Annotated in this window: 23 protein-coding genes and 1 tRNA gene; 7 read left to right on the top strand and 17 right to left on the bottom strand. The window is 68.2% G+C overall.

Going from position 1 to position 24,379, the window contains the following annotated elements; all coding sequences use genetic code 11:
* The first annotated feature begins 148 nt into the window (after positions 1-148).
* Positions 149-1,114, top strand: a complete 966-nt coding sequence (locus K6T84_RS19625; RefSeq protein ID WP_225401922.1) for a 5'-3' exonuclease — start codon at positions 149-151, stop codon at positions 1,112-1,114.
* A gap of 3 nt (positions 1,115-1,117) precedes the next feature.
* On the opposite strand, the gene K6T84_RS19620 is transcribed toward K6T84_RS19625, so the two are convergent.
* The 8 genes from K6T84_RS19620 to K6T84_RS19585 form a co-directional block, all read right to left on the bottom strand.
* Positions 1,118-1,879, bottom strand: coding sequence for a DUF4333 domain-containing protein (locus K6T84_RS19620; protein WP_225401923.1), 762 nt, complete (start codon positions 1,877-1,879; stop codon positions 1,118-1,120).
* Between the two features lie 60 nt (positions 1,880-1,939).
* Positions 1,940-4,750, bottom strand: coding sequence for a DEAD/DEAH box helicase (locus K6T84_RS19615; protein WP_225401924.1), 2,811 nt, complete (start codon positions 4,748-4,750; stop codon positions 1,940-1,942).
* A 63-nt stretch (positions 4,751-4,813) separates the two neighbouring features.
* Entirely contained in the window at positions 4,814-5,725 is a 912-nt protein-coding gene (gene tatC, locus K6T84_RS19610) for a twin-arginine translocase subunit TatC (protein WP_408066145.1), read from the bottom strand.
* Positions 5,726-5,758: 33 nt separating this feature from the next.
* Complete coding sequence (gene tatA / locus K6T84_RS19605; RefSeq protein ID WP_224860338.1) at positions 5,759-5,980, bottom strand: Sec-independent protein translocase subunit TatA; 222 nt, start codon at positions 5,978-5,980, stop codon at positions 5,759-5,761.
* Between the two features lie 40 nt (positions 5,981-6,020).
* Positions 6,021-6,959: a helix-turn-helix transcriptional regulator gene (locus K6T84_RS19600; RefSeq protein ID WP_225401926.1), complete on the bottom strand. Its 939-nt coding sequence runs from the start codon at positions 6,957-6,959 to the stop codon at positions 6,021-6,023.
* Entirely contained in the window at positions 6,956-7,951 is a 996-nt protein-coding gene (locus K6T84_RS19595) for a helix-turn-helix transcriptional regulator (protein ID WP_225401927.1), read from the bottom strand. Before K6T84_RS19595 ends, K6T84_RS19600 begins: the two co-directional genes overlap by 4 nt.
* 17 nt (positions 7,952-7,968) lie before the next feature.
* Positions 7,969-9,330 carry a Pup--protein ligase gene (pafA, locus tag K6T84_RS19590; RefSeq protein ID WP_224860343.1) on the bottom strand — a complete coding sequence of 454 codons (1,362 nt, stop codon included), beginning with the start codon at positions 9,328-9,330 and terminating at the stop codon, positions 7,969-7,971.
* Positions 9,331-9,384: 54 nt separating this feature from the next.
* Entirely contained in the window at positions 9,385-10,020 is a 636-nt protein-coding gene (locus K6T84_RS19585) for a two-component system response regulator PdtaR (protein WP_224860344.1), read from the bottom strand.
* 80 nt (positions 10,021-10,100) lie between these two features.
* On the opposite strand from K6T84_RS19585, the gene K6T84_RS19580 reads away from it, so the two are divergent.
* From K6T84_RS19580 to K6T84_RS19560, 5 genes are all read left to right on the top strand, one after another.
* Positions 10,101-10,177 (top strand) — tRNA-Leu (locus K6T84_RS19580).
* Between the two features lie 199 nt (positions 10,178-10,376).
* Positions 10,377-11,687, top strand: a complete 1,311-nt coding sequence (locus K6T84_RS19575) for an adenylate/guanylate cyclase domain-containing protein (RefSeq protein WP_225401928.1) — start codon at positions 10,377-10,379, stop codon at positions 11,685-11,687.
* A gap of 62 nt (positions 11,688-11,749) precedes the next feature.
* The gene (locus K6T84_RS19570; RefSeq protein ID WP_225401929.1) at positions 11,750-12,997 is read left to right on the top strand and encodes an alpha/beta hydrolase; all 1,248 of its coding nucleotides are present in this window, start codon (positions 11,750-11,752) and stop codon (positions 12,995-12,997) included.
* Positions 12,998-13,070: 73 nt separating this feature from the next.
* A complete protein-coding gene (locus tag K6T84_RS19565; RefSeq protein ID WP_408066148.1) occupies positions 13,071-13,628 on the top strand; it encodes an HdeD family acid-resistance protein in 558 nt (185 codons plus the stop codon).
* 88 nt (positions 13,629-13,716) lie between these two features.
* On the top strand, positions 13,717-14,253 hold the full coding sequence (locus tag K6T84_RS19560; RefSeq protein WP_225401931.1) for a DUF4190 domain-containing protein: 537 nt from the start codon (positions 13,717-13,719) through the stop codon (positions 14,251-14,253).
* 61 nt (positions 14,254-14,314) lie between these two features.
* Here the strand turns inward: K6T84_RS19560 and K6T84_RS19555 are convergent, their stop codons facing one another.
* From K6T84_RS19555 to K6T84_RS19515, 9 genes are all read right to left on the bottom strand, one after another.
* Positions 14,315-15,193, bottom strand: a complete 879-nt coding sequence (locus K6T84_RS19555) for an acyl-CoA thioesterase II (RefSeq protein ID WP_224860354.1) — start codon at positions 15,191-15,193, stop codon at positions 14,315-14,317.
* Entirely contained in the window at positions 15,193-16,611 is a 1,419-nt protein-coding gene (pyk, locus tag K6T84_RS19550) for a pyruvate kinase (RefSeq protein WP_224860356.1), read from the bottom strand. The genes K6T84_RS19555 and pyk overlap by 1 nt, the downstream gene beginning before the upstream one ends.
* Before the next feature lie 88 nt (positions 16,612-16,699).
* A complete protein-coding gene (locus tag K6T84_RS19545) occupies positions 16,700-17,038 on the bottom strand; it encodes an NINE protein (protein ID WP_225400109.1) in 339 nt (112 codons plus the stop codon).
* Between the two features lie 55 nt (positions 17,039-17,093).
* Positions 17,094-18,695 carry a prolipoprotein diacylglyceryl transferase gene (lgt, locus tag K6T84_RS19540; protein ID WP_225400110.1) on the bottom strand — a complete coding sequence of 534 codons (1,602 nt, stop codon included), beginning with the start codon at positions 18,693-18,695 and terminating at the stop codon, positions 17,094-17,096.
* Positions 18,692-19,498, bottom strand: a complete 807-nt coding sequence (trpA, locus tag K6T84_RS19535; protein WP_225400111.1) for a tryptophan synthase subunit alpha — start codon at positions 19,496-19,498, stop codon at positions 18,692-18,694. The genes lgt and trpA overlap by 4 nt, the downstream gene beginning before the upstream one ends.
* Positions 19,495-20,757, bottom strand: a complete 1,263-nt coding sequence (gene trpB / locus K6T84_RS19530; protein ID WP_225400112.1) for a tryptophan synthase subunit beta — start codon at positions 20,755-20,757, stop codon at positions 19,495-19,497. Before trpB ends, trpA begins: the two co-directional genes overlap by 4 nt.
* Positions 20,758-21,576 (bottom strand): indole-3-glycerol phosphate synthase TrpC, encoded by an 819-nt coding sequence (gene trpC / locus K6T84_RS19525; protein WP_224860365.1) that lies wholly within the window; start codon positions 21,574-21,576, stop codon positions 20,758-20,760.
* 81 nt (positions 21,577-21,657) lie between these two features.
* Positions 21,658-22,347: a TIGR02234 family membrane protein gene (locus tag K6T84_RS19520; RefSeq protein ID WP_225400113.1), complete on the bottom strand. Its 690-nt coding sequence runs from the start codon at positions 22,345-22,347 to the stop codon at positions 21,658-21,660.
* Complete coding sequence (locus K6T84_RS19515) at positions 22,340-23,890, bottom strand: anthranilate synthase component I (protein ID WP_408066147.1); 1,551 nt, start codon at positions 23,888-23,890, stop codon at positions 22,340-22,342. The genes K6T84_RS19520 and K6T84_RS19515 overlap by 8 nt, the downstream gene beginning before the upstream one ends.
* A 32-nt stretch (positions 23,891-23,922) precedes the next feature.
* Here K6T84_RS19515 and K6T84_RS19510 point away from each other — a divergent pair, with 32 nt between their 5' ends.
* Entirely contained in the window at positions 23,923-24,378 is a 456-nt protein-coding gene (locus K6T84_RS19510; RefSeq protein WP_224860371.1) for a peroxiredoxin, read from the top strand.
* The last annotated feature ends 1 nt before the right edge of the window (position 24,379 follow it).

Below are 24,379 nucleotides of genomic sequence, written 5' to 3'. Positions count from 1 at the left end.
CTTACCGAGACGGGACTTCCACCCGCTAGTCCAGTCCAACTTGCAGGACGCAACACCTCGTCAGGCTATCCGGCCGTGCCTGAACGGCGGTCCAGCTTCACCTCTCCTCCGTCGAGCCTCGCTGACCGCCGGCCATAGGCTGGCGTGCATGCCTGCTCCTGTATTGCTGCTCGACGGCGCCAGTATGTGGTTCCGGTCTTACTTCGGCGTGCCGTCGTCGATCACCGCCCCCGACGGCCGACCGGTGAACGCGGTGCGGGGGTTCTTCGACTCGGTGGCCACGCTGATCACCCGGCAACGCCCCGGCCGGCTGGCGGTCTGTCTGGATCTGGACTGGAGGCCGCAGTGGCGGGTGGAGCTTGTCCCGTCCTATAAGGCCCACCGGGTGGCCGAGGACGAACCAACCGGACCAGCGGGTGACGGGGCGGTCGAAGAGGTGCCCGACGAGCTGAGCCCCCAGGTCGACATGATCGCCGAGCTGCTCGACGCGTTCGGCATCGCCACCGCGGGCGCACCCGACTACGAGGCCGACGACGTGCTGGGCACGCTAGCCGCGGCCGAACGCCGCGATCCGGTGGTGGTGGTCAGCGGTGACCGCGACCTGCTGCAGGTGGTCACCGACCAGCCCGTCGCGGTCGGCGTGCTCTACCTGGGACGTGGGCTGGCGAAAGCGACGCTGCTGGGCCCGCAAGAGGTGGCGCAGCGGTACGGACTGCCGGTCGGGCGGGCGGGCGCCGCCTACGCCGAGATGGCATTGCTGCGCGGCGATCCCTCCGACGGCCTGCCCGGGGTGCCCGGTATCGGCGAGAAGACCGCGGCCGGGCTGTTGACCCAGTACGGATCGCTGGCTGCGGTGCTGGAGGCCGCTGCAGATCCGAAATCGACTATGAACAAAGGGGTTCGGGCCAAGCTGGCGGCGGCGCAGGATTACATCGCAGCCGCGGGCCCGGTGGTGCGTGTGGCCACCGACGCCCCGGTCACCTTCTCCACATCGTCGGATGTGCTGCCTCGCACCGCCGCCGACACCGCCCGGGTCGTCGAGCTGGCGCAGCGATACGGCATGGAGTCCTCGATAGCGCGGGTCCAGCGGGCGCTCGACGCGCTGCCGGACTGAGCCTTACTTGGGGCGGCCGACCTCGTAGGTGCCCGAGTTGTCCTGGAAGGTAACGGTGACCTGCCGCTTGGTCCCGTCGATGCTGACCTCGCAGTTGAACGTGTCGCCCTGCTTGACCACCGGGCTCTGACCGTTGTTGCACCGGACGTCCTTGACGTTCTTGGCACCGTAGCCGTTGGTCTGATCGGCCAGGATCTGCTGCACGCCCTCCTGCGCCTTGTCGACGTCAAGCTTGGTGGTCACGAAGAAACCGGGCTTCCAGAACCCCAGGACCAGCAGCACCAGCACGCCGACTCCCACGCAGCCGGCGAGCACACTGCCCGCCAGTGCGGTGCTGCGCTTACGGCCGGCGTCGGGCGGCCCGAATTGTCCGGGCTGCTGGGGGTACTGGCCGTACTGGCCGGGCTGTCCGTATTGCCCGGGCTGTCCGTATTGCCCGGGCTGGCCGTACTGGCCGGGCTGGCCGTACTGGCCCGGTTGACCGTATTGCCCCGGCTGGCCGTACTGGCCGGGTTGACCGTACTGACCGGGCTGGCCGTACTGACCGGGCTGGCCGTACTGCTCGGTCTGCGGGTAGCCGGGGTACTGACCGGTCGCGGGGTACTGCGAGCCCTGCTGGGGGTACTGCGACGGGGTGTAGGCCGGCTGCCACTGCTGTTCGGCGCCGGACGCGGGATTCGCTCCGGTGCCCGGCTGCTCCTCGGGCTGTCCGGGCTGCTGAGGCTGCCAGGGCTGCGTCGGGTCGTATCCCTGCGGTCCGCTCATCGTTGTTCCTCAAGTCCTCTCGCGTAGCGGGTGCTGATTCACCGTAGCGCCCGGATCAGCCTACCCGGCGTCAACGGCCACGACTCCGCGTAAAACCGTGTCGATCGCCTGTTTTGCCGTAGCGCGCAGCTCCGGCAAAGGCGCGGCATTGCGCAGCTGATCGAGCAGATCAAGCACCTGGCGGCACCACCGCACGAAGTCACCCGCCGACAGCGGTGAACCACCGCCCGCGGAATCCGATGCCGCCAATGCGCCGGCCAGATCACCCGATCGGGCCCAGCGGTACACCGCGGCCACGAATCCGTCGTCGGGTTCCCGGCTGGTGGTGATGCCGTGACGGCGCTCGTCGGCCCGCAGCTGCGCGGACAGTTTGCCGGTCTGCTGCAGCGCGCGCCGGATCGCCTCGGTCGGCGCCTGCAGGGTCGGCTGCCCACCGCCCGAATCCTGGCCGCCGCGTGTTTCGAACAGCACCGCAGAGACCACGGCGGCCAACTCGGCGGGACCCAGGCTGTCCCAGGCGCCGGTGCGCAGGCATTCGGCGACCAACAGATCACTCTCGCTGTAGATCCGGGCGAGCATCCGACCGTCTTCGGTCACGGTCGGGTCGGCCTGCCCCTCGCCGGCGGTGCCCGCGGCGATGAAGCCGCGTTCGACGAGCAGCCCGACGATCCGGTCGAAGGTGCGTGCCAACGAGTTGGTGGCCGCCTGGACCTTCCTGCGCAGTTGAGCGTTGTCCGCCTCCACCCGCAGGTAACGCTCGGCGACTCGGACCTTGTCCTCGCGATCCGGCGTGGCGTGCACCGGGTGCTCCCGCATCCGCTGTCGCAGCGCCTCCAGCTCCGGATCCACCGGGGTGTCCCGGACGCCGCCGCGGCGGCCACGCCCGTCGGGCACCACGAGCTCGGCTGCGGCCGAGCGCAGCGCTGAGGCCAGGTCGCGGCGGACCCGCGGCTGGCGGTGTTCGACGCGTTTGGGCAGATTCATGGTGCCGATCGGCGCGGTGGCGCCGGCGTAGTCCGCCGTCGAGATCCGCCCCGCCCAACGATGCTCGGTCAGCACCAGCGGGCGTGGTTCATCGGAATCCCGATCCGCCTGCAGCACCACGGCCAGACCGCCGCGACGGCCGTGGGTGAGGTTGATGATGTCGCCGCGGCGCAGCGCGGCCAGGGCCGCACCGGCTGCTTGGCGCCGTTGCAGCCGCGACGCCCGTGCCTGGGCGCGTTCACGTTCGGAGATCTGGGCGCGCAGGCGGGCGTAGTCCAGCACGGCGGATTCGCGTCCCCCGACCCCGGCTGCGATCTCGTCGAGGGTCCGCTCGCCGCGTTCGGCGCTGCGCACCAGGCCGACGACGGATCGGTCGGCCTGAAACTGCGCGAAGGACTGCTCCAGCAGTCGGTGGGCCTGCTGCGGGCCCATCCGATGCACCAGGTTGATCGTCATGTTGTAGGACGGCGCGAATGAGCTTCGCAGCGGGAATGTTCGGGTGGAGGCAAGCCCGGCGACCTGGTCCGGGTCGGCGGTGCTCTCCCCCGGATGCCACAGCACCACCGCATGGCCCTCGACGTCGATACCGCGGCGGCCGGCCCGGCCGGTCAGCTGGGTGTACTCCCCCGGCGTCAGCGCGGCATGCTGCTCGCCGTTGAATTTGACCAGCCGCTCGAGCACCACTGTGCGGGCCGGCATGTTGATGCCCAAAGCCAGTGTCTCAGTGGCGAACACCGCTTTGACCAGGCCCGCGGTGAACAGCTCTTCAACGGTGTGGCGGAATACCGGTAGCAAACCCGCGTGGTGGCCGGCCAGGCCGCGCAGCAGGCCCTCGCGCCATTCGTAGTAGCCCAGCACGTCCAGATCGGCGTCGGCGAGGTCGCCGCAGCGGTGGTCGATCACCTCGGCGATCCGGGCCCGCTCGGATTCGGTGGTCAGCCGCAGCGGTGAGCGCAGGCACTGCTTGACGGCCGCATCGCAGCCGGCCCGCGAGAAGACGAAGGTGATCACCGGCAGCAGCCCGGCCGACTCCAGCGCCGCCACCACGTCAGGTCGCATCGGCGGCCGATAACTCGGCCCACCCGTCCGGCGGCCGCCAGTGCGCCCCGGCCCGCGGCGGGGATTGTGCCACTCGGTGAGCCGGTCGGCTTCGCGGCGATGGGCGATGTGGCGCAGCAGTTGCGGATCCACCCGGGCCCCGCCGCCGGTGTCCGGCCGCTCGGCGTCGGGCCGCACCTGGAACAGGTCGAACAACCGCTTGCCGACCATCATGTGCTGCCACAACGGCACCGGCCGATGCTCGTCGACCACCACGGCGGTGTCGCCGCGCACGGTCTGGATCCAGCCGCCGAACTCCTCGGCGTTGCTGACCGTCGCCGACAGGCTGACCAGCCGAACCTCTGCGGACAGGTGCAGGATGACCTCCTCCCAGACCGCGCCGCGCATCCGGTCGGCCAGGAAATGCACCTCGTCCATTACGACATGCGAAAGGCCCCGCAGTGCAGGCGAATCCGCGTACAGCATGTTGCGCAGCACCTCGGTGGTCATCACCACCACCGGCGCGTTCGAGTTGACCGACAGGTCACCGGTCAGCAACCCCACCTTGTCCTTGCCGTAGCGGGCCACCAGGTCGGTGTACTTCTGATTGCTCAGCGCCTTGATCGGGGTGGTGTAGAAGCACTTTGAGCCGGCCGCCAGGGCCAGGTGCACCGCGAACTCGCCAATGACCGTCTTGCCCGCGCCGGTCGGGGCGCATACCAGCACGCCCCGGCCCTCCTCGAGCGCTTCACAGGCCCGGCGCTGGAAGTCGTCGAGGCCGAACGCCAACTCCGCGGTGAACCGGCTCAGCTCGGTCACGTCGCGCCCGCCCCTGCCGCAACCGTGCAAAAATGTTCGCCCTCACCAGGGATTTGCCGGACGTTTGTGCACGCTCGCGGGGAGAAAGAGAAATCAGTCATGCGGCGCCGCGACGGGTGTGGGCGCGTCGATGGTGGAGGCCTCGTCATCACCGAGTCCCTCGGCCGCCTCCCGCTTGGCCTTGCGCTTGTCGTGCAGCCGGGCGACCTGGATCGCGAACTCCAGCAGCAGGGTCAGCGCCAGCCCCAGCGCGGTCATCGAGAACGGATCCGAGCCGGGCGTGGCGACGGCGGCGAACGCGAACACCGCGAAGATCAGCCCGCGCCGCCAGGCGGCCAGCCGGGCGTAGCTGAGCACGCCGACCTGGTTGAGCATCACGATCAGCAGCGGGAACTCGAAGCTGATCCCGAACACCAGCAGCAGGTTGATCAGGAAGCCGAAATAGCGGTCGCCGGACAGGGCGGTGACCTGCACATCGCTGCCGACGGTCAACAGGAATCCGAGCGCCTTGGACAGCACCACGTAGGCCAGCACCGCGCCGGTGATGAACAGCGCCGCCGCCGAGACGACGAACACCACCGCAAAGCGCCGCTCCTTGCGGTAGAGCCCCGGGGTGATGAAGGCCCACAGCTGGTAGAACCAGACCGGGCAGGCCAGCACCACCCCGGCCATCAGTCCCACCTTGAGGCGGAGCATGAACTGGTCGAACGGCCCGGTGGCCAGCAGCCGGCAATGGCCGTCCGCGGCGATCTGGGCCCGCGCGGAGTCGGGCAGCGCGCAGTAGGGGTGTCGCAGCCACTCACCGAGGCTTTCCATGCCCAAGAACCCGTGCGAATACCAACTGAAGCCGAACGCGGTGGTCAGCGCGATCGCTGCCAGCGAGATCAGCAGCCGGGTACGCAACTCCCTGATGTGGTCGACGAGCGACATCGTCCCGTCGGGATTGCTGCGGCTGCGCCGTTGGCGTGGGTCAAGCCGCTTGAAAATGCTGGTGGCACGCACCATCACAAGGCGCTCGGGCGCTGCGGGGACGACGGCCTAGGCCGACCGCGGGTCAGCCGGCGGCTCGACGCGTTCGGACTGCACTGAGGTGGCCGATGAATCCGGATTGATGTCGTTCTGCAGCTCGCGAACCTCGGATTTGAAGATCCGCAGCGACTTGCCGAGCGACCTCGCCGCGTCGGGCAGCCGCTTGGCGCCGAACAGCACAACCATCACGACCAACAGGATGAACCAGTGCCACGGACTGAGACTGCCCACTTCGGATACCTCCAGACGTCGGAGTCGATGCTACCGCAGCTCAGGACTGGTAGGCCGCCAGCGCAGCCACCGCGGCGTCGCGCACCCGGGTGGCCAGCGACGCGGGCGCCACGATCTGCACGTCGTCGCCCATTCCCAGCAGCAACCGGGTGAGCCACTCGTCGGAGGCGTAGGTCATGGCCGCCTCGGACCAGCCGTCGGGCAACTCGCGCAGCAGCCGCATCGGGTAGTACTCGAACATCCACGACGCCGACCGCGCCACCCGCACGGTGGCGATCGGCATCGACGGGTCGGCGTCGAACAGCGCGGTGTCGGTTTCGGTCTGCCGCGCCGGCCCCGGCGGCGCCGACGGCTCATCGAGCAGCTGCGCGCCGTCGATCCGGTCGAATCGGAACAGCCGAACGCCGGCGGACTCGCGGCACCACGCCTCCAGGTAGCTGTGGTTGGCGATCAGCACCACTCGGATCGGGTCGACGGTCCGGTGTGAGGACGTGTCGCGGGAGGCGGCGTAGTAATCGATGGCCAGTGCGCGGTGCTGCTGCACGGCATCGCGGACGGTGTCGGCCGTGGCGTTGTCTCCGGTCGTAGCCTCGGGCTCCGCCTGCGCAGCCCCGGCGGCATTCTCGATCTTGGCGATCGCGCTGCGGGCGGCCCGCCGATCGACGATGCCCGGCATGTCGACCAGTGCCCGCAAGGCCATCAGCACGGCGGTGGCCTCCGGTGAGGTCAGCCGCAGCGGCCGATCGACCCCCGCCGATTCATAGCAGTAGATCCGGTCGTCATAGAACGTCAGATCGATCAGGTCTCCAGGCCCGTAACCCGGCAACCCGGACACTGCCAGCAGTTCCAGGTCCGACTGCAGTTGCGCGATGCTCACGCCCAGTTCGGCGGCGGCCTTTTCTTTGCTGATCCCGGGGCGGGCCAGAAAGTACGGCACCATGTTCAGCAGCCGCGCCAGCCGCGTCGACAACTGGCTCACGCCGAAGCCTCCCGGACACGGGCGCTGAGCCTGGCCACCACGTCGTCACGCAGCGCCGACGGCCCAAGGACGACGGCGTCGGCGCCATAGCCGGCGATCTCCCGGGCGAGTCGGTCATGGGTGCCCAGATCGACCTCGATGACGTCGCCGTCGCGACCGGCACGGGCTTCGCGGTGCACCACCCTGCCCGCCCGGCGTAGCGCGACGGCACGGCCGTCGGCGACCCAGATCCGGGCCTGCACACCGCTGGGGGCCTCACCCACGGCGTCGGCGACGATCCGGCGCAGTTCCTCGACCGGTGGGCGGGTCGCGCTGTCGGCGGGCCCGATCTGGCGGACCTCGGGCGCGATCCGCGACATCCGGAACATCCGAACGCCGTTGCGGTCGCGGTCATGGCCCACCAGGTACCAACGGCCGCCTTGGGTGACCACACCCCACGGCTCGACAGTGCGGGTGATATAGGCGTCCACCGGCGACGGGCGGTGCTCGAACTGCACAGCCTGCCGCGCTTGGACCGCAGCCGTCAGGGCGTCCAGGGCCGGCTCGGCCTGGTGGATTCCGGGAAGCGCAGCCGGCGACGCGACGAGCACCTCGGCCCGGACCGGGTCAACCTCGACACCGGCGGCATGCAATTTGGCCACCGCGCCCTGAGCATTGGCCCGCAGCTCCGGGGACTGCCACAGCTGGACCGCAACCGCCACGGCAGCTGCCTCATCACCGTTGAGCTCGATTGCCGGCAGTGCATAGGCCTTGGGGTTGATGCGGTATCCGTCGATGGTCTCGAATCCGGAGGCCTTACCGGTCTCCAGCGGAATGCCCAGATCGCGCAGCTCGTTCTTGTCGCGCTCGAACATCCGGGAGAAGGCCTCGTCGCTGGGGCTGTCGCCGTAACCGACCACGGTGCTGCGGATCCTCTCCGCGCTCAGGTAGCTGCGGGTCGCCAGCAACGCGATGACGAGGTTCAGAAGTCGTTCGACCTTGGCGGTTGCCATGGGTGACAGCGTAGGTGCTACATGCTGGCGATGAGCCGTTTGACCCGCTCGTCGACCGAGCGGAACGGGTCTTTGCACAGCACGGTGCGCTGGGCCTGGTCGTTGAGCTTGAGGTGCACCCAATCGACGGTGAAGTCGCGGCCGGCTGCCTGTGCGGCACTGATGAATTCACCGCGCAGTTTGGCCCGGGTGGTCTGCGGCGGGGTGTCGACGGCGGCGTCCACCTCTTCGTCGGTGGTGATCCGGGCGGCCAGTCCCTTGCGCTGCAACAGATCGAACACTCCGCGGCCGCGCTTGATGTCGTGATAGGCCAGGTCGAGTTGGGCGATCTTCGGGTCCGACAGCTCCATGCTGTAGCGATCCTGGTAGCGCTGGAACAGCTTTCGCTTGATCACCCAGTCGATCTCGGTATCGACCTTCGCGAAGTCCTGGGATTCGACGGCGTCGAGTTGACGTCCCCACAAGTCGATCACCTGGTCCAGCTGCGAACTGCTGGCCGCGCGCGTACGCACGTAATCGACGGCCCGCCCGTAGTACTCCCGCTGGATGTCCAGGGCGCTGGCCTGGCGCCCGCCGGCCAGCCGAACGGGTCGCCGACCGGTGACGTCGTGGCTGACCTCGCGGATCGCCCGGATCGGGTTGTCCAGCGAGAAGTCGCGGAACGACACCCCCGCTTCGATCATCTCCAGCACCAGCGAGGCGCTGCCCACCTTGAGCAAGGTGGTGGTCTCGGACATGTTGGAGTCGCCGACGATGACGTGCAGTCGCCGGTACTTCTCGGCATCGGCGTGGGGTTCGTCGCGGGTGTTGATGATCGGACGCGAACGCGTGGTCGCGCTTGAGACGCCCTCCCAGATGTGCTCGGCGCGCTGCGACAGGCAGAACGTGGCGGCCTTGGGGGTCTGCAGCACCTTGCCGGCGCCGCAGATCAGCTGACGCGTCACCAGAAACGGCAGCAGCACATCGGAGATCCGGGAGAACTCGCCGGCTCGCACGATCAGGTAGTTCTCGTGACAGCCGTAGGAGTTTCCGGCGGAGTCGGTGTTGTTCTTGAACAGGTAGATGTCGCCGCCGATGCCCTCGTCGGCCAGGCGCTGTTCGGCGTCGATCAACAGGTCTTCGAGCACCCGCTCGCCGGCCCGATCATGGGTGACCAGCTGAATCAGGTTGTCGCACTCGGCGGTGGCGTACTCGGGATGGCTGCCTACATCGAGATAGAGCCGAGCCCCGTTGCGCAGGAACACATTCGAACTGCGGCCCCATGACACCACCCGGCGGAACAGGTAGCGCGCCACTTCGTCGGGGGAAAGCCGTCGATGCCCGTGAAAGGTGCAGGTGACACCGAACTCGGTCTCGATGCCCATGATTCTGCGCTGCACGCAACTGAGCCTACTGGGTCACCGGCGGCAACGGTGGGCAGACGCGCCTGGTGGTCAGGCCGACGGCTGCTCGGTGTCTGTCAGCGACTCCAGCACCACCTCGGCAACCCGTCGCATGGTGGTCCGCTGGTCCATCGCCGCGCGCTGGATCCATTTGAACGCCTCGGGCTCGGTAAGGCCCTGCTTGGCCTGCAGCAGGCCCTTGGCGCGTTCGACCAGCTTGCGGGTTTCGAGCTGTTCGGACAGGGTGCTGACTTCGTGTTCCAGCGCGGTGATCTCTTCCGAGCGGCTCAGCGCCAACTCGATGGCCGGTACCAGGTCCCCGGCCGAGAACGGTTTGACCAGATACGCCATCGCGCCGGCGTCGCGGGCCCGCTCGACCAGGTCGCGCTGACTGAAGGCGGTGAGCATGACCACCGGCGCGATGCGTTTGGCGGCGATCTCGGATGCCGCGTCGATGCCGTCGCGCCGCGGCATCTTCACGTCGATGATGACCAGGTCGGGGCGCAACTGTTCGGCGAGCTCGACCGCTTCCTGACCGTCGGCGGCCTCGCCCACCACGTCGTAGCCCTCATCCCGCAGCATCTCGGCGAGGTCCATCCGGATCAGGGACTCGTCCTCGGCGATGACGACCCGGCGCGCCGGACGTGGCACGGGGTCAGACTCGGGAGCGTTGTTCGACGCAGTCATCACCCCATTCTGTCCCGGCTGCCGGCGGCGGCAACACCCAAGGGCATCGTCTATGGTGGGAGACCGCGCGCCAGCGCCGGGCCCTCGTATCCCAACTGGCAGAGGAAACGGATTCAAAACCCGTACAGTGTGAGTTCGAATCTCACCGAGGGCACCACGCACACACCGCGGCTCAGCACGGCGAGTACATGATCACCCCCACCCCGACCAGGCAGATCAGCGCGCCCAGGGCGATCACCCCATCTCGGCGACGGCAGCCAGCACGAAGAGCGCAACAGAACGAATCACCATGGTGATCGACCGTAACCAGGATGCGAAAACGCCGTCTGCCCAGCTCACCGGGCTAAGCTGGGCAGGTGACGACCAAGCGGTTCCACCTGGTGCCTCTTGAGGGCCAGGCCCCCTATCTGAAGTCGCACTGCGTGCCCGCACGCACCCGGCATTACGCGACGCGCTTGCCGCGGCGGATGCGGATACTCAAGGTCTGCGCGGGGCTGGCCGCATTCATCAGCGCCTGCTTCGGCATCTTCGAGATCTGGGCCAACCCGATCTATTGGTGGATCGGCGTGCTGAACCTGGTGGCCGCCACCGCTCTGGCCCTGACGCCCAAGCTGTACCGCTACGGCGAACTGCTCGCGCCGCTGGCGTTCGTCGCCATCGCCTACCTGACCACGTTCACCATCTGCTGGGTGGTGGGAACCGATTCGGGCATCGAGTTCTACCTGCTGGCCTCGGCCGCGATCAGTGTGCTGATCCTGGGGGTGGACAGGATCGCGCTGGCCGGCGTCGTCGCCGCGGTGGGCGCCGTGCTGGCGATCATCCTGGAGTTCACCGTTCCCGGCGACAAGCTGCACCAACCGGCCTGGATGCACAACACGGCATTTGTTCTGGTGGTGGCCTCGACCTGCTTCATGCTGGTGGCCACGGTCTGGTACACGCTGCGCGAGACCTCCCATGCCGAGCGGGCGATGGAGGCCGAATACGAGCGCTCCGAGGCGTTGCTGGCCAACATCCTGCCCGCCACCGTCGCCGATCGGCTGAAGAATCCCTCCGTCGACGTGATCGCCGACAGCTATCCGGACGCCTCGGTGCTGTTCGCCGACATCGCCGACTTCACCCGACGCGCCAGCCAGAGCGACCCCGCCGAGCTGGTCGGGTTCCTCAACGAGCTCTATACCGGCCTGGACCGTCTCGTCGACAAGCACGGGCTGGAGAAGATCAAGACCAGCGGTGACTCCTACATGGTGGTCAGCGGAGTCCCCGACCCGAGTCCCGATCACCTGCAGGCGCTGGCCCGCCTGGCGCTGGAGATCGTCCACGTCGTCGCCGCGCTGCGCGATCCCCTGGGCCAGCCGGTGTCGCTGCGGATCGGCCTGGCGACCGGGCCGGTGGTGGCCGGGGTGGTCGGCAATCTGCGGTTCTTCTACGACGTCTGGGGTGACGCGGTGAACCTGGCGTCCCGGATGGAGTCCACCGGCGTGCAGAACCGGATTCAGGTGCCGCAGGAGGTCTACGAACGGCTGCGGGCGGACTTCGTCTTCGAGGAACGCGGCGACGTCGACGTCAAAGGCAAGGGAGTCATGCATACGTGGTTTCTCACCGGTGCACGGGCGCGGGCCTCGCGTGATCGGGGTCTGGTCGCACTGTCGGTGACCCAGTCACCCTGACCTACCTGCGCGGCGGTGCCGTATGGTCCCGAAACAGGTTGTCCCCCACGATGAGGATTTCAATGACGCGCCTTTTGGCAGTGCTCGGATCGCTGACCGGACTCGCCAACACGATCAACGGCTACCGTCCACTGAGCAAGCGCGGGTACCCGTCGCTGTACGCGTTCGCGTTCGGGGTGTTCGCCACCGAGCTCCCGTTGCACCTGATCGCCGCGCAGTCCGCGCTTCTGGCTGCGGTGTCACGTCGGCTGCCGCGACGGGCACGGGCAATCAGCTGGCTGGTGTCGGCAGTTTCCTGGATCGGGCTGCTCGGACTGGACCGCTTGGGACGCAATGCGAACCAGCCGCTGACCGCAGCACTGGACGCCGAACTGGGCCCGGATCGGCGGACCGGCAGCGAGGGGCTCTGGGCTCCCCCGAGCGGTGTCGCGGCGATCGCGCCGTCGGGCGCGGTGCGCATGATGCGGATCTACCGTGACTACGCGGCCGACGCCGACATCGCCTACGGCGAGTTCGGCGCCCGCAACACCCTCGACGTGTGGCGGCACCGCGACCTGCCGCGAAACGGGCGCGCCCCGGTCCTCGTACAGATCCCCGGCGGCGCCTGGATGGTGGGAAGCAAACGCGGACAAGCGCATCCGCTGATGACCCACCTGGTGGAACGCGGCTGGGTGTGCGTGTCCATCAACTACCGGCTCAGCCCTCGCTCGACCTGGCCGGATCACATCATCGACGTCAAGCGCGCCCTGGCCTGGACCAAAGCCCACATCGCCGACTACGGCGGCGACCCGGACTGGGTCGCCGTCACCGGCGGCTCGGCCGGCGGCCACCTGTGCGCACTGGCCGCGCTGACCGCAGGCGACCCCCGCTTTCAGCCAGGTTTCGTCGATGCCGACACCAGTGTGCGGGCCGCGGTCCCGTTTTACGGCATCTACGACTTCACCGGTGAGGTCGACCTGCATCCGTTGCTCACCCCGTCGTTGAGCACCTATGTTTTCAAGCAGAGCCGCCGGCAGTTCCCGGACACCTACCGCGCCGCATCACCGATGGCCTACGTGCGCCCGGACGCGCCACCGTTCTTCATCCTGCACGGCAGTAACGACTCGCTGGTGCCCGTCGAGCAGGCTCGCGCGTTCTCCGCCCGGCTTCGGGACACCAGTACCAGCCCCGTCGTGTACGCGGAGTTGCCGGAAGCGCAGCACGCCTTCGACATCTTCGGCTCCCCCCGGGCGGCACACACCGCCGTGGCCGTCGAGCAGTTCCTCGCCGAGGTCTACGCGCCGCACGCAGCCGGGCTGCGGGGGGCATAGCGGGGTCGCTGTTACCACCGCCGGCACACCCTATCTGTGCAAGACTGCCGCCATGGATACGACAGCTTCGCGGCTGCTGCCGCACTTGTGGAAGTCGACCCTGGTCTCCGGTGTCATGGCCCTTGTTCTGGGTGTGCTGATCCTGGTCTGGCCGGGCCGCACCATCCTTGCCGCCGCGGTCCTGTTCGGCGTGTACCTGCTGATCACCGGGGTCGCGCAGACCATCTTCGCGTTCAGCCTGCCGATCATGTCCGCCGGTGGACGGGTGTTGCTGTTCCTCAGTGGCACCGCGTCGGTGATTCTGGCCGTGCTGTGCTTCCGGCATTTCAACTCCGACGAGGAATCCATCGCGGTGCTGCTGCTGGCGATCTGGATCGCGGTCGGGTTCATCTTCCGGGGCGTGGCGACCACTGTGGCCGCCATCAGCGACCCCGAGTTGCCGGGACGCGGCTGGCAGATCTTCTCCGGGGTGATCAGCCTGCTGGCCGGGTTGGTGACGCTGGCCTCCCCGCTGGCCTCGCTGGTGGTGCTGGCGATTGTGGTCGCGAGCTGGCTGATTGTGATCGGGGTCGTCGAGATCGTCACCGCGTTCAGCATCCGCAGTGCCTCGCACAAGGCCTCCGGCGGATGATCGATTAGCCCACGGCGTCGCCAACGCGGGTACCCTGAATTTGACCCGAACGAAACCTCCTCTGATGCTCTGATGTGGAGTCCGCGTAATGCCCGAGTCTCAACCGTCCTGGCCTCCGGCCGGCGGCGGCTACCCCCCACCGACCTACCCGTACCCCTACCCCCCGGCACCCGGGCAATACCCCGGATACGGGCAGCCGCCCGGGCTGAGCAACGCGCCCAGGAACGGCATGGGTATGGCGGCGCTGATCGTTGCGATCGCCGGGATCGTCACCGCATTGTCGGTGGTCGGCGGTGTCGTGCTGGGTGCCGTGGCGGTGGTGCTCGGGATCATCGGCCACGGTCGGGCCAAACGTGGTGAGGCAGACAACGGTGGTGTCGCGATCGCAGGCGTGGTGTTGGGTCTGCTGGCGGTGATCGCCGGAATCGCTTGTATCTTCGTCTACGTAGGTATCTTCCGGACAGCGGGCGGTGGTGACTACATCGACTGCATGTCGAAGGCGGGCTCGGATCCCGCGGGGCAACAGCAGTGCACCGAACGGTTCCGCGAGCACTTCGAGAACAAGTTCGGCAGCGCCGAGGCTCCGCGGTTCCAGGAGTCGCACGGTCCGCTGATTCCGGCCTGACGCCCGGCGGTTCAGCGAGGCTCGACGAAGGAGAGCCGAAGCTGGGACCGCCGCATCAGCCCTACCGTTTGGAGCTGGGAAAGTACTTCAGCACGCCCTCCTGGGTGACCGTGGCGACCAGCTGCCCGGATCGGTCGAAGAAGTGACCGGTGCCCAGGCCGCGCGAGTCCGCGGCCACCGGTGATGACGTCGCGTAGAGCATCCAGTCGTCGAACCGCACCGGCTGGTGGAACCACACCGAATGGTTGGCGCTCGCCGCGAAGATCCGGTCGTGGCCCCAGGACAGCCCGTGGCGCGTGATGATCGAGTCGAGCACCGTGGTGTCCGACGAGTACACCATCAGCGCGGTGTGCAGGACCGGGTCGTCGGGAACCGCACCGTCGGCCTTGACCCAGACCCGGTTGTGGCCGAGCCGTTCGCCCTTGCCGCGCATCACCCAGGCCGGGTCGTTGGTGTAGCGCCATTCGATCGGGTGCGGTGCTTTCACGAAGCCCGGCACGACGTCCTCGTAGCCGCGCAACAGCTCCTGAAGCGTGGGCAACGTCTCGGGTTCGGCGACCTCCGGTGCCGCCGTACTGTGCTCGATCCCCGCTCCCCCGGACAGGTAGGCCACCAAGGCGGTTGAGATCAGCGTGTCGCCCTGCATCGCATCGACCCGCCGGTTGGCGAATCGGCGTTCATCGCGTAACCGGTGCACCCGGAACTCGATGTCGCGAGCCGGGTCACCGCCGTTGATGAACTGAACCGACAACGCGCTCGGCGGCAGGTCGTAGGTGAGGGTACGCGTCGCGGCGACAAAGGATTGCGCCATCAACTGGCCGCCGAAGGTGCGCAACGGGGTCTTGCTGGGATGCGCACCGATGAACACGTCATCGGCGGTGGGGGTCAGGTCCAGTACTGTCAGTAGCTCCTCGAGATCACTGTTCGATTCGGCCGGCACTAGACGTCGTCCTCCCCGATCCGGTGCACGTGGATCAGGTTGGTCGATCCCACGGTGCCCGGCGGGGCGCCGGCGACGATCACCACCAGATCACCGCGCTGATAGCGGCCCAACTCCAGCAGAGCCTGGTCGACCTGACGGATCATGCCGTCGGTCGACACCTCCTGCGGGACGATGAATGTCTCAGTGCCCCAAGTCATCGCAAGCTGGCTGCGTACCTCGGGCAACGCCGTGAACGCCAGCAACGGCAACGGGGTGTGCAGCCGGGCCAGCCGGCGCACGGTGTCGCCCGACTGGGTGAAGGCCACCAAGGCCTTGGCGTCGAGGCGTTCGCCGATCTCGCGTGCGGCGAATGAGATCACGCCGCGTTTGGTGCGCGGTGTGTGCGTCAACGGCGGTGCGGCGGTGGAGTTCTGCTCGACCGCGCAGATGATCCGGCTCATGGTCCGCACCGCCTCCAGGGCGTGCTTGCCCACCGCGGTCTCTCCGGAGAGCATGACCGCGTCCGCCCCGTCGAGCACCGCGTTGGCCACATCGGAGGCCTCCGCCCGGGTGGGCCGAAAGTTCTCGATCATCGACTCCAGCATCTGGGTCGCCACGATCACCGGCCGGGCGTTCTCCCGCGCCACCTGGATGGCGCGCTTCTGCACCAGCGGAACCTCTTCGAGTGCCAGCTCGACACCGAGGTCGCCACGGGCAACCATCACCGCGTCGAACGCCAGCACCACCGCCTCGAGGTTCTCGATCGCCTCGGGCTTCTCCAGCTTGGCGATCACCGGCACCCGCCGGCCGACCCGGTCCATCACCTCGTGGACCAGATCCACGTCCGAGGGCGAGCGCACGAACGACAACGCCACCATGTCGACACCGAGCTCCAGTGCGAACTCGAGGTCGTCGATGTCCTTGTCCGACAGGGCCGGTGCGGACACGTTCATGCCGGGCAGCGAGATGCCCTTGTTGTTGCTGACCGGGCCGCCTTCGGTGACGGTGCACACCACGTCGTCGCCGTCGATCCGCTCCACCACCAGGCCGACCTTGCCGTCGTCGACCAGAACCCGGTCACCGGGTTCTGCGTCGGCCGCCAGCTGTTTGTAGGTGGTGGACACCCGGTCGTGGGTGCCCACGCAGTCGGCGACGGTGATGCGGACCGTCTCGCCGTTGGCCCAATTCGCCGAACCGTCGGCGAAACGGCCGAGCCGGATCTTGGGGCCCTGCAGGTCGGCGAGTACGCCGACCGCCCGGCCGGTGACATCCGAGGCTGCACGAACCCACTGGTAGGAGGACTTGTGATCGTCATGGTCACCGTGGCTGAAGTTCAACCGGGCCACGTCCATACCCGCGTCGACCAATGCCCTGACCATCTCCGCGGAGTGGGTCGCCGGGCCAAGAGTACAGACGATCTTGCCGCGTCTAGTCACGTCGCAAGCATAGTCGGGCAGCCCGGGTGGGCTCGCCGAGGAATGGTTGACGGCAGCCGAAAACCCGGTTAAGCACGGACGCCGGAGTTCAACGCAGTACCCGGCCCTGGCGGTCGTGCACCCTGCCGGTGAGTATCAGGATCGCGTCGACGATGCCCCAGATGATCGGAACGCCGCCGCCGAACCCGAAGGTGATGGCGGTGAACACCAAACAACCCAGCAACTGCGCGATGCCCAGGACGGTCTGCCCCAGGTAGATCCGCCCGAAGCCGAGGAATCCGAACAGTCCGAGCAATTGAAGTAGTGCCGCAACGACTTTCGACCTGTCCGAGTAGGGCTGGCCGGTCACCGGATGACGACCGAAGGGGGCCCAGGGATCGGGTTGGCCCGAATAGCCGGGCGCGGACGGCCACGACGGATCGGTCATGTCTGCAGCATGCCAGAAAACACGCAACAGCGGCCGGCGACGCTAATGCCGCAGGTCACGAATCCTTCTCGGACCCGTCCTCGTCTTCTTCTTCGGGCTCGTCGTCGGCTTCGTCCTCGTCTTCGAGCTCCTCGTCGGACTGGTCCGCCGCCTCGGGTTCGTCGACCTCGTCCGGTTCATCCCCAGACTCGTCGTCGTCCTCGGGTTCGACCTCATCGGCGGATTCGTCGTCCTGGACTTCCGCAACCTCTTCAGCGGACTCTTCCTCGGCGACACCTTCTTCAGCGTCGGCATCTTCAGCGTTGGCATCTTCAGCGTCGGCTTCAGCGTCTGCGTCCTCGTCCGCAACTTCGTCTTCGACAACATCGCCTTCAGCGACGGCGTCCTCCTCGGCGACGGCGTCTTCGACCACTTCCTCGTCGGTGACGTCGTCGTCGGCGACTTCCTCTTCAGTTTCAGTGACTTCGTCGTCAACAACTTCGCCGACGACTTCATCGGCGTCCACGTCGTCTTCCACGTCGTCTTCCGCGTCGGCATCTTCGACGGCTTCTTCGACGGCTTCTTCCTCGTCTTCGGCCTCAACCGAAGACACGCTCGCACCCGAAAACCGGTCCGGCACCCGGACAACCGAACCGACGCCATTGGCGACGACCGCCACCGGCTCCGGCTCGTCCTGCTCGGCCGAATCGGCATCAACCGTGAGATCCTCCGGCTCGGCCGCATCCGCATCCGCATCAACCGCGTCCGGTTCGGCCTTCACCGCAGCGGGCTCGGAGTCGTCGGGCTGCCACGCCCGGCGCAACGCCTCAGGATCTTCGCGTCCCTTGGTGGCCAGCAGGATGTAGACCACCGCGCCGATGAACACGAATGTCGAGGTGAAGGAGTTGACCCGGATCCCGGCGATGTGGGTGGCGGCGTCGTCGCGCAGCAGCTCGATCCCGAAGCGTCCGATGCAGTAGCCGGCGACGTACAGCGCGAACAGCCGGCCGTGTCCCATCCGGAACCGCCGGTCGGCGTAGATCAACACAGCGAAAACCACAAGATTCCAGAGCAATTCGTACAAGAACGTCGGCTGGACGATCTTGTACAGCTCGCCCGTCGATACCCCGTCGAGCAGATGTGGATCGCGGATACCGGCCGCATCTTCGCGCCAGAAGATCTCCAGGCCCCAGGGCAGGGTGGTCTCGCGGCCGTAGAGTTCCTGGTTGAAGTAGTTGCCGATACGCCCGATCGCCTGGGCCAAGATGATTCCCGGCGCCACGGCGTCGCCGAAGGCGGGCAACGGAATCCCCCGCCGCCGGCAGGCGATCCACGCTCCGACGCCGCCGAGCGCCACCGCGCCCCAGATCCCCAGGCCGCCGTCCCAGATCCGCGGGGTGGCCTGCCAGCCGGCGCCGCCCTCCCCGAAGTAGGTCCGCCAGTCCGTCATCAGGTGGTAGAGCCGTCCGCCGATCAAGCCGAACGGCACCGCCCACAGCGCGATGTCGTAGATGACGCCCGGTTCACCGCCACGGGCTCGCCAACGACGGTCACCGATCAGCAGGGCGACGACGATGCCGACGATGATGCACAGCGCGTAGGCCCGGATGGGGATCGGGCCGAGATGCCAGACGCCGCGCGCCGGACTGGGAAAATAGGTGAGCCAGTTCAACGTCATTTCTGTGAATCCCCCCGGCGCACACCGGAAGCCAGTTCCTCCGCCAAGGATCGCAGTGCGGGAAGCCCGTCAGTAAGGGCGCTCACCAGCGCCGAGCCGACGATGACCCCGTCGGCGTAGGCGGCGATCTCGGCCGCCTGCGCACCGGATCGCACACCGAGCCCCACCCCGATGGGGATGTCGGATATCTCGCGGACCCGGCCGACCAGTTCCGGTGCGGCACTCGAGACCGTATCGCGGGCACCGGTGACACCCATGGTCGAGGCGGCGTAGACGAATCCACTTGAGGCATGCGCGGTCTCGGCCAGACGTTGCGGAGTCGACGACGGTGCCACCAGGAAGGTCCGGTCCAGCCCGTGCTCCTTGGACGCCACCAGCCAGTCATCGGCCTCGTCGACGATCAGGTCGGGCGTGATCAGCCCGAGGCCGCCGGCCGACGCCAGATCACGCGCGAAAGCATCGACCCCGTAGCGCAGCACCGGATTCCAATAGGTCATCACCACCGCGCGGCCGCCGGCCCTGCTGATCGCCTCGACCACGGTCAAGGTGTCGCGCACCCGGACCCCGCCCTGCAGGGCGGCCTCGGCGGCCCTCGCGACCGTCGGGCCGTCCATTCCGGGATCGGAGTATGGGACACCGACTTCGATGAGGTCGCAACCGGATTCGACCAACGCTGTCATGGCCGCGATAGAGCCCGGCACGTCGGGGTATCCGGTCGGCAGGTAGCCGATCAATGCGGCGCGGCCCTGCGCCCGGCAGGCGGCGAACATCGGGGCCAACCGGTCGGCGTCGTGTCCGCTCATGCCTGCTTGCCCTCGCTGTCGAACAGGCCGAACCAGGTGGCCGCCGTCTCCACGTCCTTGTCCCCACGGCCGGAGACGTTGACCACGATCACCTTGCCCGGCCCCAACTCGGCGGCCAGTTTCAGCGCACCGGCCACCGCATGCGCCGATTCGATTGCCGGGATGATTCCCTCTGTGCGGCAGAGGATTCGGAACGCGTCCATCGCCTCGGCGTCGGTGATCGGCCGGTAGTCAGCCCGGCCGGTCTCGCGCAGCCAGGCGTGCTCCGGGCCCACCCCCGGGTAGTCCAACCCGGCCGAGATCGAATGCGATTCGATGGTCTGGCCGTCCTCGTCCTGCAGCAGGTAGGAGTAGGACCCCTGGAACGCTCCGGGTGTGCCCCCGGCGAAGGTCGCGGCATGCCGTCCGGTCTCCACGCCGTCACCGGCGGCCTCGAAGCCGACCAGCGCGACCGAGGGATCGTCGATGAACGCGTGGAAGATCCCGATGGCGTTGGATCCCCCGCCCACGCAGGCCACCACGGCGTCGGGCAGCCGGCCCGCCATCTGCTGGATCTGCACGCGCGTCTCCAGGCCGACGACGCGCTGGAAGTCGCGCACCATCGCCGGGAACGGGTGCGGCCCGGCCGCGGTGCCGAAGCAGTAGTACGTGCGGTCGGCATTGGTGACCCAGTCCCGGAACGCCTCGTTGATGGCGTCCTTGAGGGTCTGCGAGCCCGATTCGACGGAGACCACTTCCGCACCCAGCAGGCGCATCCGGGCCACGTTGAGTGCCTGGCGGCGGGTGTCGACGGCACCCATGTAGATCACGCATTCCAAGCCGAGCAGGGCGCAGGCGGTGGCGGTGGCGACCCCGTGCTGGCCGGCGCCGGTCTCGGCGATCACCCGGGTCTTGCCCATGTGCCGGGCCAGCAGCGCCTGACCCAGCACGTTGTTGATCTTGTGCGAGCCGGTGTGGTTGAGGTCCTCGCGTTTGAGGAAGATCCGTGCCCCGCCGGCGTGCGCGGACAGTCGCTGCGCCTCATACAGCGGTGACGGCCGGCCGGTGTAGTGCGTCTGCAGGTCATCGAGGGTGTCGAGGAATTCAGGATCGTTGCGGACCTTGTCGTAGGCCGCGGTGACCTCCTCGATCACGGCCATCAGTGCCTCGGGGACATAGCGGCCGCCGAAGACACCGAAGTGCCCACGGGCGTCCGGTTCGTGTCGGCTCGGTTCTGCCACTCCGGCGCTGGCGCGCGGAAGTTTTGCGGTGTCCGACATCTAGCGGGCCGGCTTCGGGCAGGACGGATGCTTACCCGCACTGACCAAATCAGCAACGGCCGCCCGCGGGTCGCCACTGGTGACAAGTCCCTCACCGACCAGGACGGCGTCGGCACCGGCACCGGCGTAGGCCAGCAGGTCCGCGGTGCCGCGCACGCCGGACTCGGCGATCTTGACCACTTCGGTCGGCAGCCCGGGGGCGATCCGCGCGAAGCAGTCCCGGTCGACGTCGAGGGTGGTCAGGTCCCTGGCGTTGACGCCGATGACCTTCGCGCCGGCGGTCAGCGCCCGGTCGGCCTCGTCCTCGGTGTGCACCTCGACCAGGGCGGTCATCCCGAGCGACTCGGTGCGATCGAGCATCGACACCAGGGCTTCCTGCTCCAGGGCCGCCACGATCAGCAACAGCATGTCCGCGCCGTGCGCGCGAGCCTCGTGAATCTGATAGGGCCGCACGATGAAGTCCTTGCGCAGCACCGGAATCGACACCGCGGCTCGCACCGCGTCCAGGTCGGCGAGCGAGCCGTTGAACCGGCGCTCCTCGGTCAGCACGCTGATCGCGCGGGCCCCGCCGTCGGCGTAGGAGCGGGCAAGCTCGGCGGGGTCTGCGATGGCGGCAAGCTCGCCTTTGGACGGGCTGGCACGTTTCACCTCGGCGATCACCGCGATGCCGGGCTCCCGCAACGCCGCCAGCACATCGAGCGGCGCGGGCATGGCCTTGGCCGCGGCCTTGACCTCTGCCAGCGGGACGACGGCCTCGCGGGCGGCGACGTCGGCGCAGACTCCCTCGATGATGGAGTCGAGCACGGATGCCGAACTCATGTCTCCGGTTCCTCTCGCGCGTTGCGTCGAAGTAGGTCTAAAACCTTCATCGAAGGGTAACCACTGTCACCGCCAGTGATGTCACCGGCCCTCGGGGTCCGAGCCGGTCCCAGAGTCGGGCGCAGAGTCGGGCGCATCGCCGGTGGGGTCATGGCCGTCGTCAAGGGCGTCCCACATCAATCGTTCCGACATCTGCGGGCCGTTCGGGCTGTCACCGAGCTCGCGTGCCGCCGCTCGCCGAGCCGCCGGCCCGGCGTATTTGGCATCCGAGGCGCCAGACCCGGTGTCCCGGGCCGCCGCCCGCATCAGCAGACCCGCAGCAGCCATGACACACAGCGCGGCGACCAGGGTCAGGCCCGCGCCGGTGAGCCGCCGCTCGGTGCCCAACAGCGCCGTGAGGGGAATCTCGGCGATGTCGAGCGCCCGCAGCGCGATATCGCGGACCACCCACATGCTGATCGCCAGATACCCGCTCGCCAGGCTCACCGCGGCCAGCAGCACCGCCAGCACCCGCAGCTTCCAACCGCGCACCGCCACCGTGGCCACGGCAGCGGCCAGGCACAGCACCCCCAGCGGCACCAGCGCCGTCGACCACGACGCACCGGAGACCGTCACCAGCCTGGGCTGGCCCAGCCCGTCGGCAGATCGGATGAGCACCCACGGCAGCCGCGACGCGCCCCAGAGTCCACCGGCGGCCACCACCAGCAGCAACAGCGCACCCCGCAGGGCTACAGCCCCCTGGGCGTCCCGGCGCTCCGGCGGGTCAGCCATCGACACCGGGGGTGCTCAGTGTTTCGGCCGCCGCGATCGCCGCCAGCACCGCGCGGGCCTTGTTGGAGGCCTCGGTGTACTCGTACGGGCCGTTGGAGTCGGCGACCACGCCGCCGCCGGCCTGGACGTAGGCGGTGCCGTTGCGCAGCAGCGCGGTGCGGATCGCGATCGCGAAATCGGCGTTGCCGGCAAAGTCCAGGTAGCCGACCACGCCACCGTAGAGGCCGCGACGGGTCTTCTCGACTTCCTCGATCAACTCCATCGCACGTACCTTGGGCGCCCCGGACAGGGTGCCGGCCGGAAAACACGCCGTGACGGCGTCCAGCGCGGTCCGGTCCTCGGCGAGCAGACCGCTGACCGTGGACACCAGATGCATGACGTGGCTGTAGCGCTCGATGTGGCTGTAGTCGGCGACTCGCACGGTGCCCGGAACGCACACCCGGCCCAGGTCATTGCGCCCCAGATCGACCAGCATCAGATGCTCGGCGCGCTCCTTGTCGTCGGCCAGCAACTCCTTGGCCAGCAACTGGTCTTCTTCCTCGGTGGCACCACGCCACCGCGTCCCGGCGATCGGATGGGTGGTCGCTCGGCCGTCCTGCACGGTCACCAGCGCTTCGGGGCTGGAGCCGACGATCGAAAACGCAAGTCCCCCAACCTCATCAGGCACCTGAAGCAGATACATGTAGGGGCTCGGGTTGGAGACCCGCAGCATCCGGTAGACATCCAGCGGGTCGGCCGGAGTGTCCATCTCGAACCGCTGCGACGGAACCACCTGGAACGCCTCGCCCGCCTCGATCTCACCCACCAGGCGCTCGACGATCACCCCGTACTCCTCGGGTGTGCGCTGGCCCCGATAGACCGGCTCGGGACGTTCGAAGGTGGCGACGCTGGAGCCCAGCGGCTGGCTCAGTGCAGCGGTCATCACATCCAGGCGGGCGATCGCGTCGTCGTAGGCCTCGTCGACGCGCTCGTCGGTGCCGTTCCAGTTGACCGCGTTCGCGATCAGCGTGATAGTGCCCTCGTGGTGGTCGACCGCGGCCATGTCGGTGGCCAGCAGCAGCAGCATGTCGGGCAGCCCCAAGTCGTCGAGGGCCAGCTCCGGCAGTCGCTCCAGCCGCCGCACCATGTCGTAGGCGAAGAAGCCCACCAGACCGCTCGACAACGGCGGCAACCCGGAGATGCCCGACGTCTCCAGCAGCGCCAGCGTCTCGCGCAGGGCCGCCAGCGGGTCGCCGCCGGTCGGCGCGCCCTGCGGGGCCGCGCCCAGCCACACCGCTTGGCCGTCGCGCACGGTCAGTGCCGACGACGTTCCCGCGCCGATGAACGACCAGCGGGACCACGACCGGCCGTTCTCGGCGGACTCCAGTAAGAAGGTGCCGGGCCGGTTGTCGGCCAGCTTGCGGTAGGCCGACAGCGGTGTCTCGGCGTCGGCCAGCACTTTGCGGGTCACCGGAACCACCCGGTGCTCGGCGGCCAGCACCCGGAAGTCGGCCCTGGAGACGGTTCCGGCGGGGATGGTTTGCACGGGCTCATCCTCCCAGATCCCGTTGTGACCCCAGGAGTAGCCTGGCGGCCATGAAAACTGGCGACACCGTGGCCGATTTCGCACTGCCCGACCAGACCGGAACACCGCGCAGGCTCACCGAACTGCTCGCCGACGGGCCGGTGGTGCTGTTCTTCTATCCGGCCGCGATGACGCCGGGCTGCACCAAGGAGGCCTGCCACTTCCGGGACCTGGCCGGTGAGTTCGCCGCCGTGGGGGCGCAGCGGGTCGGAATCAGCACCGACGCGGTGGCCAAGCAGGCCAAGTTCGCCGACCAGCAGAGCTTCGACTACCCGCTGCTGAGTGACACCGACGGCACGGTGGCCACCCAGTTCGGCGTCAAACGCGGACTGCTCGGCAAGTTGATGCCGGTCAAGCGGACGACGTTCGTCATCGACACCGACCGCACCGTGCTCGAGGTGATCGCCAGCGAGTTCTCCATGGACACCCATGCCGACAAGGCCCTGGAGCTGTTGCGCGCCCGCTAGA

The organism is Mycobacterium zoologicum, assembly GCF_020181635.2.
Taxonomy (GTDB): domain Bacteria; phylum Actinomycetota; class Actinomycetes; order Mycobacteriales; family Mycobacteriaceae; genus Mycobacterium; species Mycobacterium zoologicum.
This window is presented reverse-complemented; position numbering and strand designations above follow the sequence as displayed.

Bases quoted from the DNA above. Each gene is read 5' to 3' on its own strand.
- K6T84_RS19625 (WP_225401922.1), top strand. From the start codon at position 149: ATGCCTGCTCCTGTATTGCTGCTCGACGGCGCCAGTATGTGGTTCCGG.
- K6T84_RS19620 (WP_225401923.1), bottom strand. From the start codon at position 1,879: ATGAGCGGACCGCAGGGATACGACCCGACGCAGCCCTGGCAGCCTCAG.
- tatC (WP_408066145.1), bottom strand. From the start codon at position 5,725: ATGGTGCGTGCCACCAGCATTTTCAAGCGGCTTGACCCACGCCAACGG.
- K6T84_RS19595 (WP_225401927.1), bottom strand. From the start codon at position 7,951: ATGGCAACCGCCAAGGTCGAACGACTTCTGAACCTCGTCATCGCGTTG.
- K6T84_RS19585 (WP_224860344.1), bottom strand. From the start codon at position 10,020: ATGACTGCGTCGAACAACGCTCCCGAGTCTGACCCCGTGCCACGTCCG.
- K6T84_RS19570 (WP_225401929.1), top strand. From the start codon at position 11,750: ATGACGCGCCTTTTGGCAGTGCTCGGATCGCTGACCGGACTCGCCAAC.
- K6T84_RS19560 (WP_225401931.1), top strand. From the start codon at position 13,717: ATGCCCGAGTCTCAACCGTCCTGGCCTCCGGCCGGCGGCGGCTACCCC.
- K6T84_RS19545 (WP_225400109.1), bottom strand. From the start codon at position 17,038: ATGACCGATCCGTCGTGGCCGTCCGCGCCCGGCTATTCGGGCCAACCC.
- lgt (WP_225400110.1), bottom strand. From the start codon at position 18,695: ATGACGTTGAACTGGCTCACCTATTTTCCCAGTCCGGCGCGCGGCGTC.
- trpA (WP_225400111.1), bottom strand. From the start codon at position 19,498: ATGAGCGGACACGACGCCGACCGGTTGGCCCCGATGTTCGCCGCCTGC.
- trpB (WP_225400112.1), bottom strand. From the start codon at position 20,757: ATGTCGGACACCGCAAAACTTCCGCGCGCCAGCGCCGGAGTGGCAGAA.
- trpC (WP_224860365.1), bottom strand. From the start codon at position 21,576: ATGAGTTCGGCATCCGTGCTCGACTCCATCATCGAGGGAGTCTGCGCC.
- K6T84_RS19520 (WP_225400113.1), bottom strand. From the start codon at position 22,347: ATGGCTGACCCGCCGGAGCGCCGGGACGCCCAGGGGGCTGTAGCCCTG.
- K6T84_RS19510 (WP_224860371.1), top strand. From the start codon at position 23,923: ATGAAAACTGGCGACACCGTGGCCGATTTCGCACTGCCCGACCAGACC.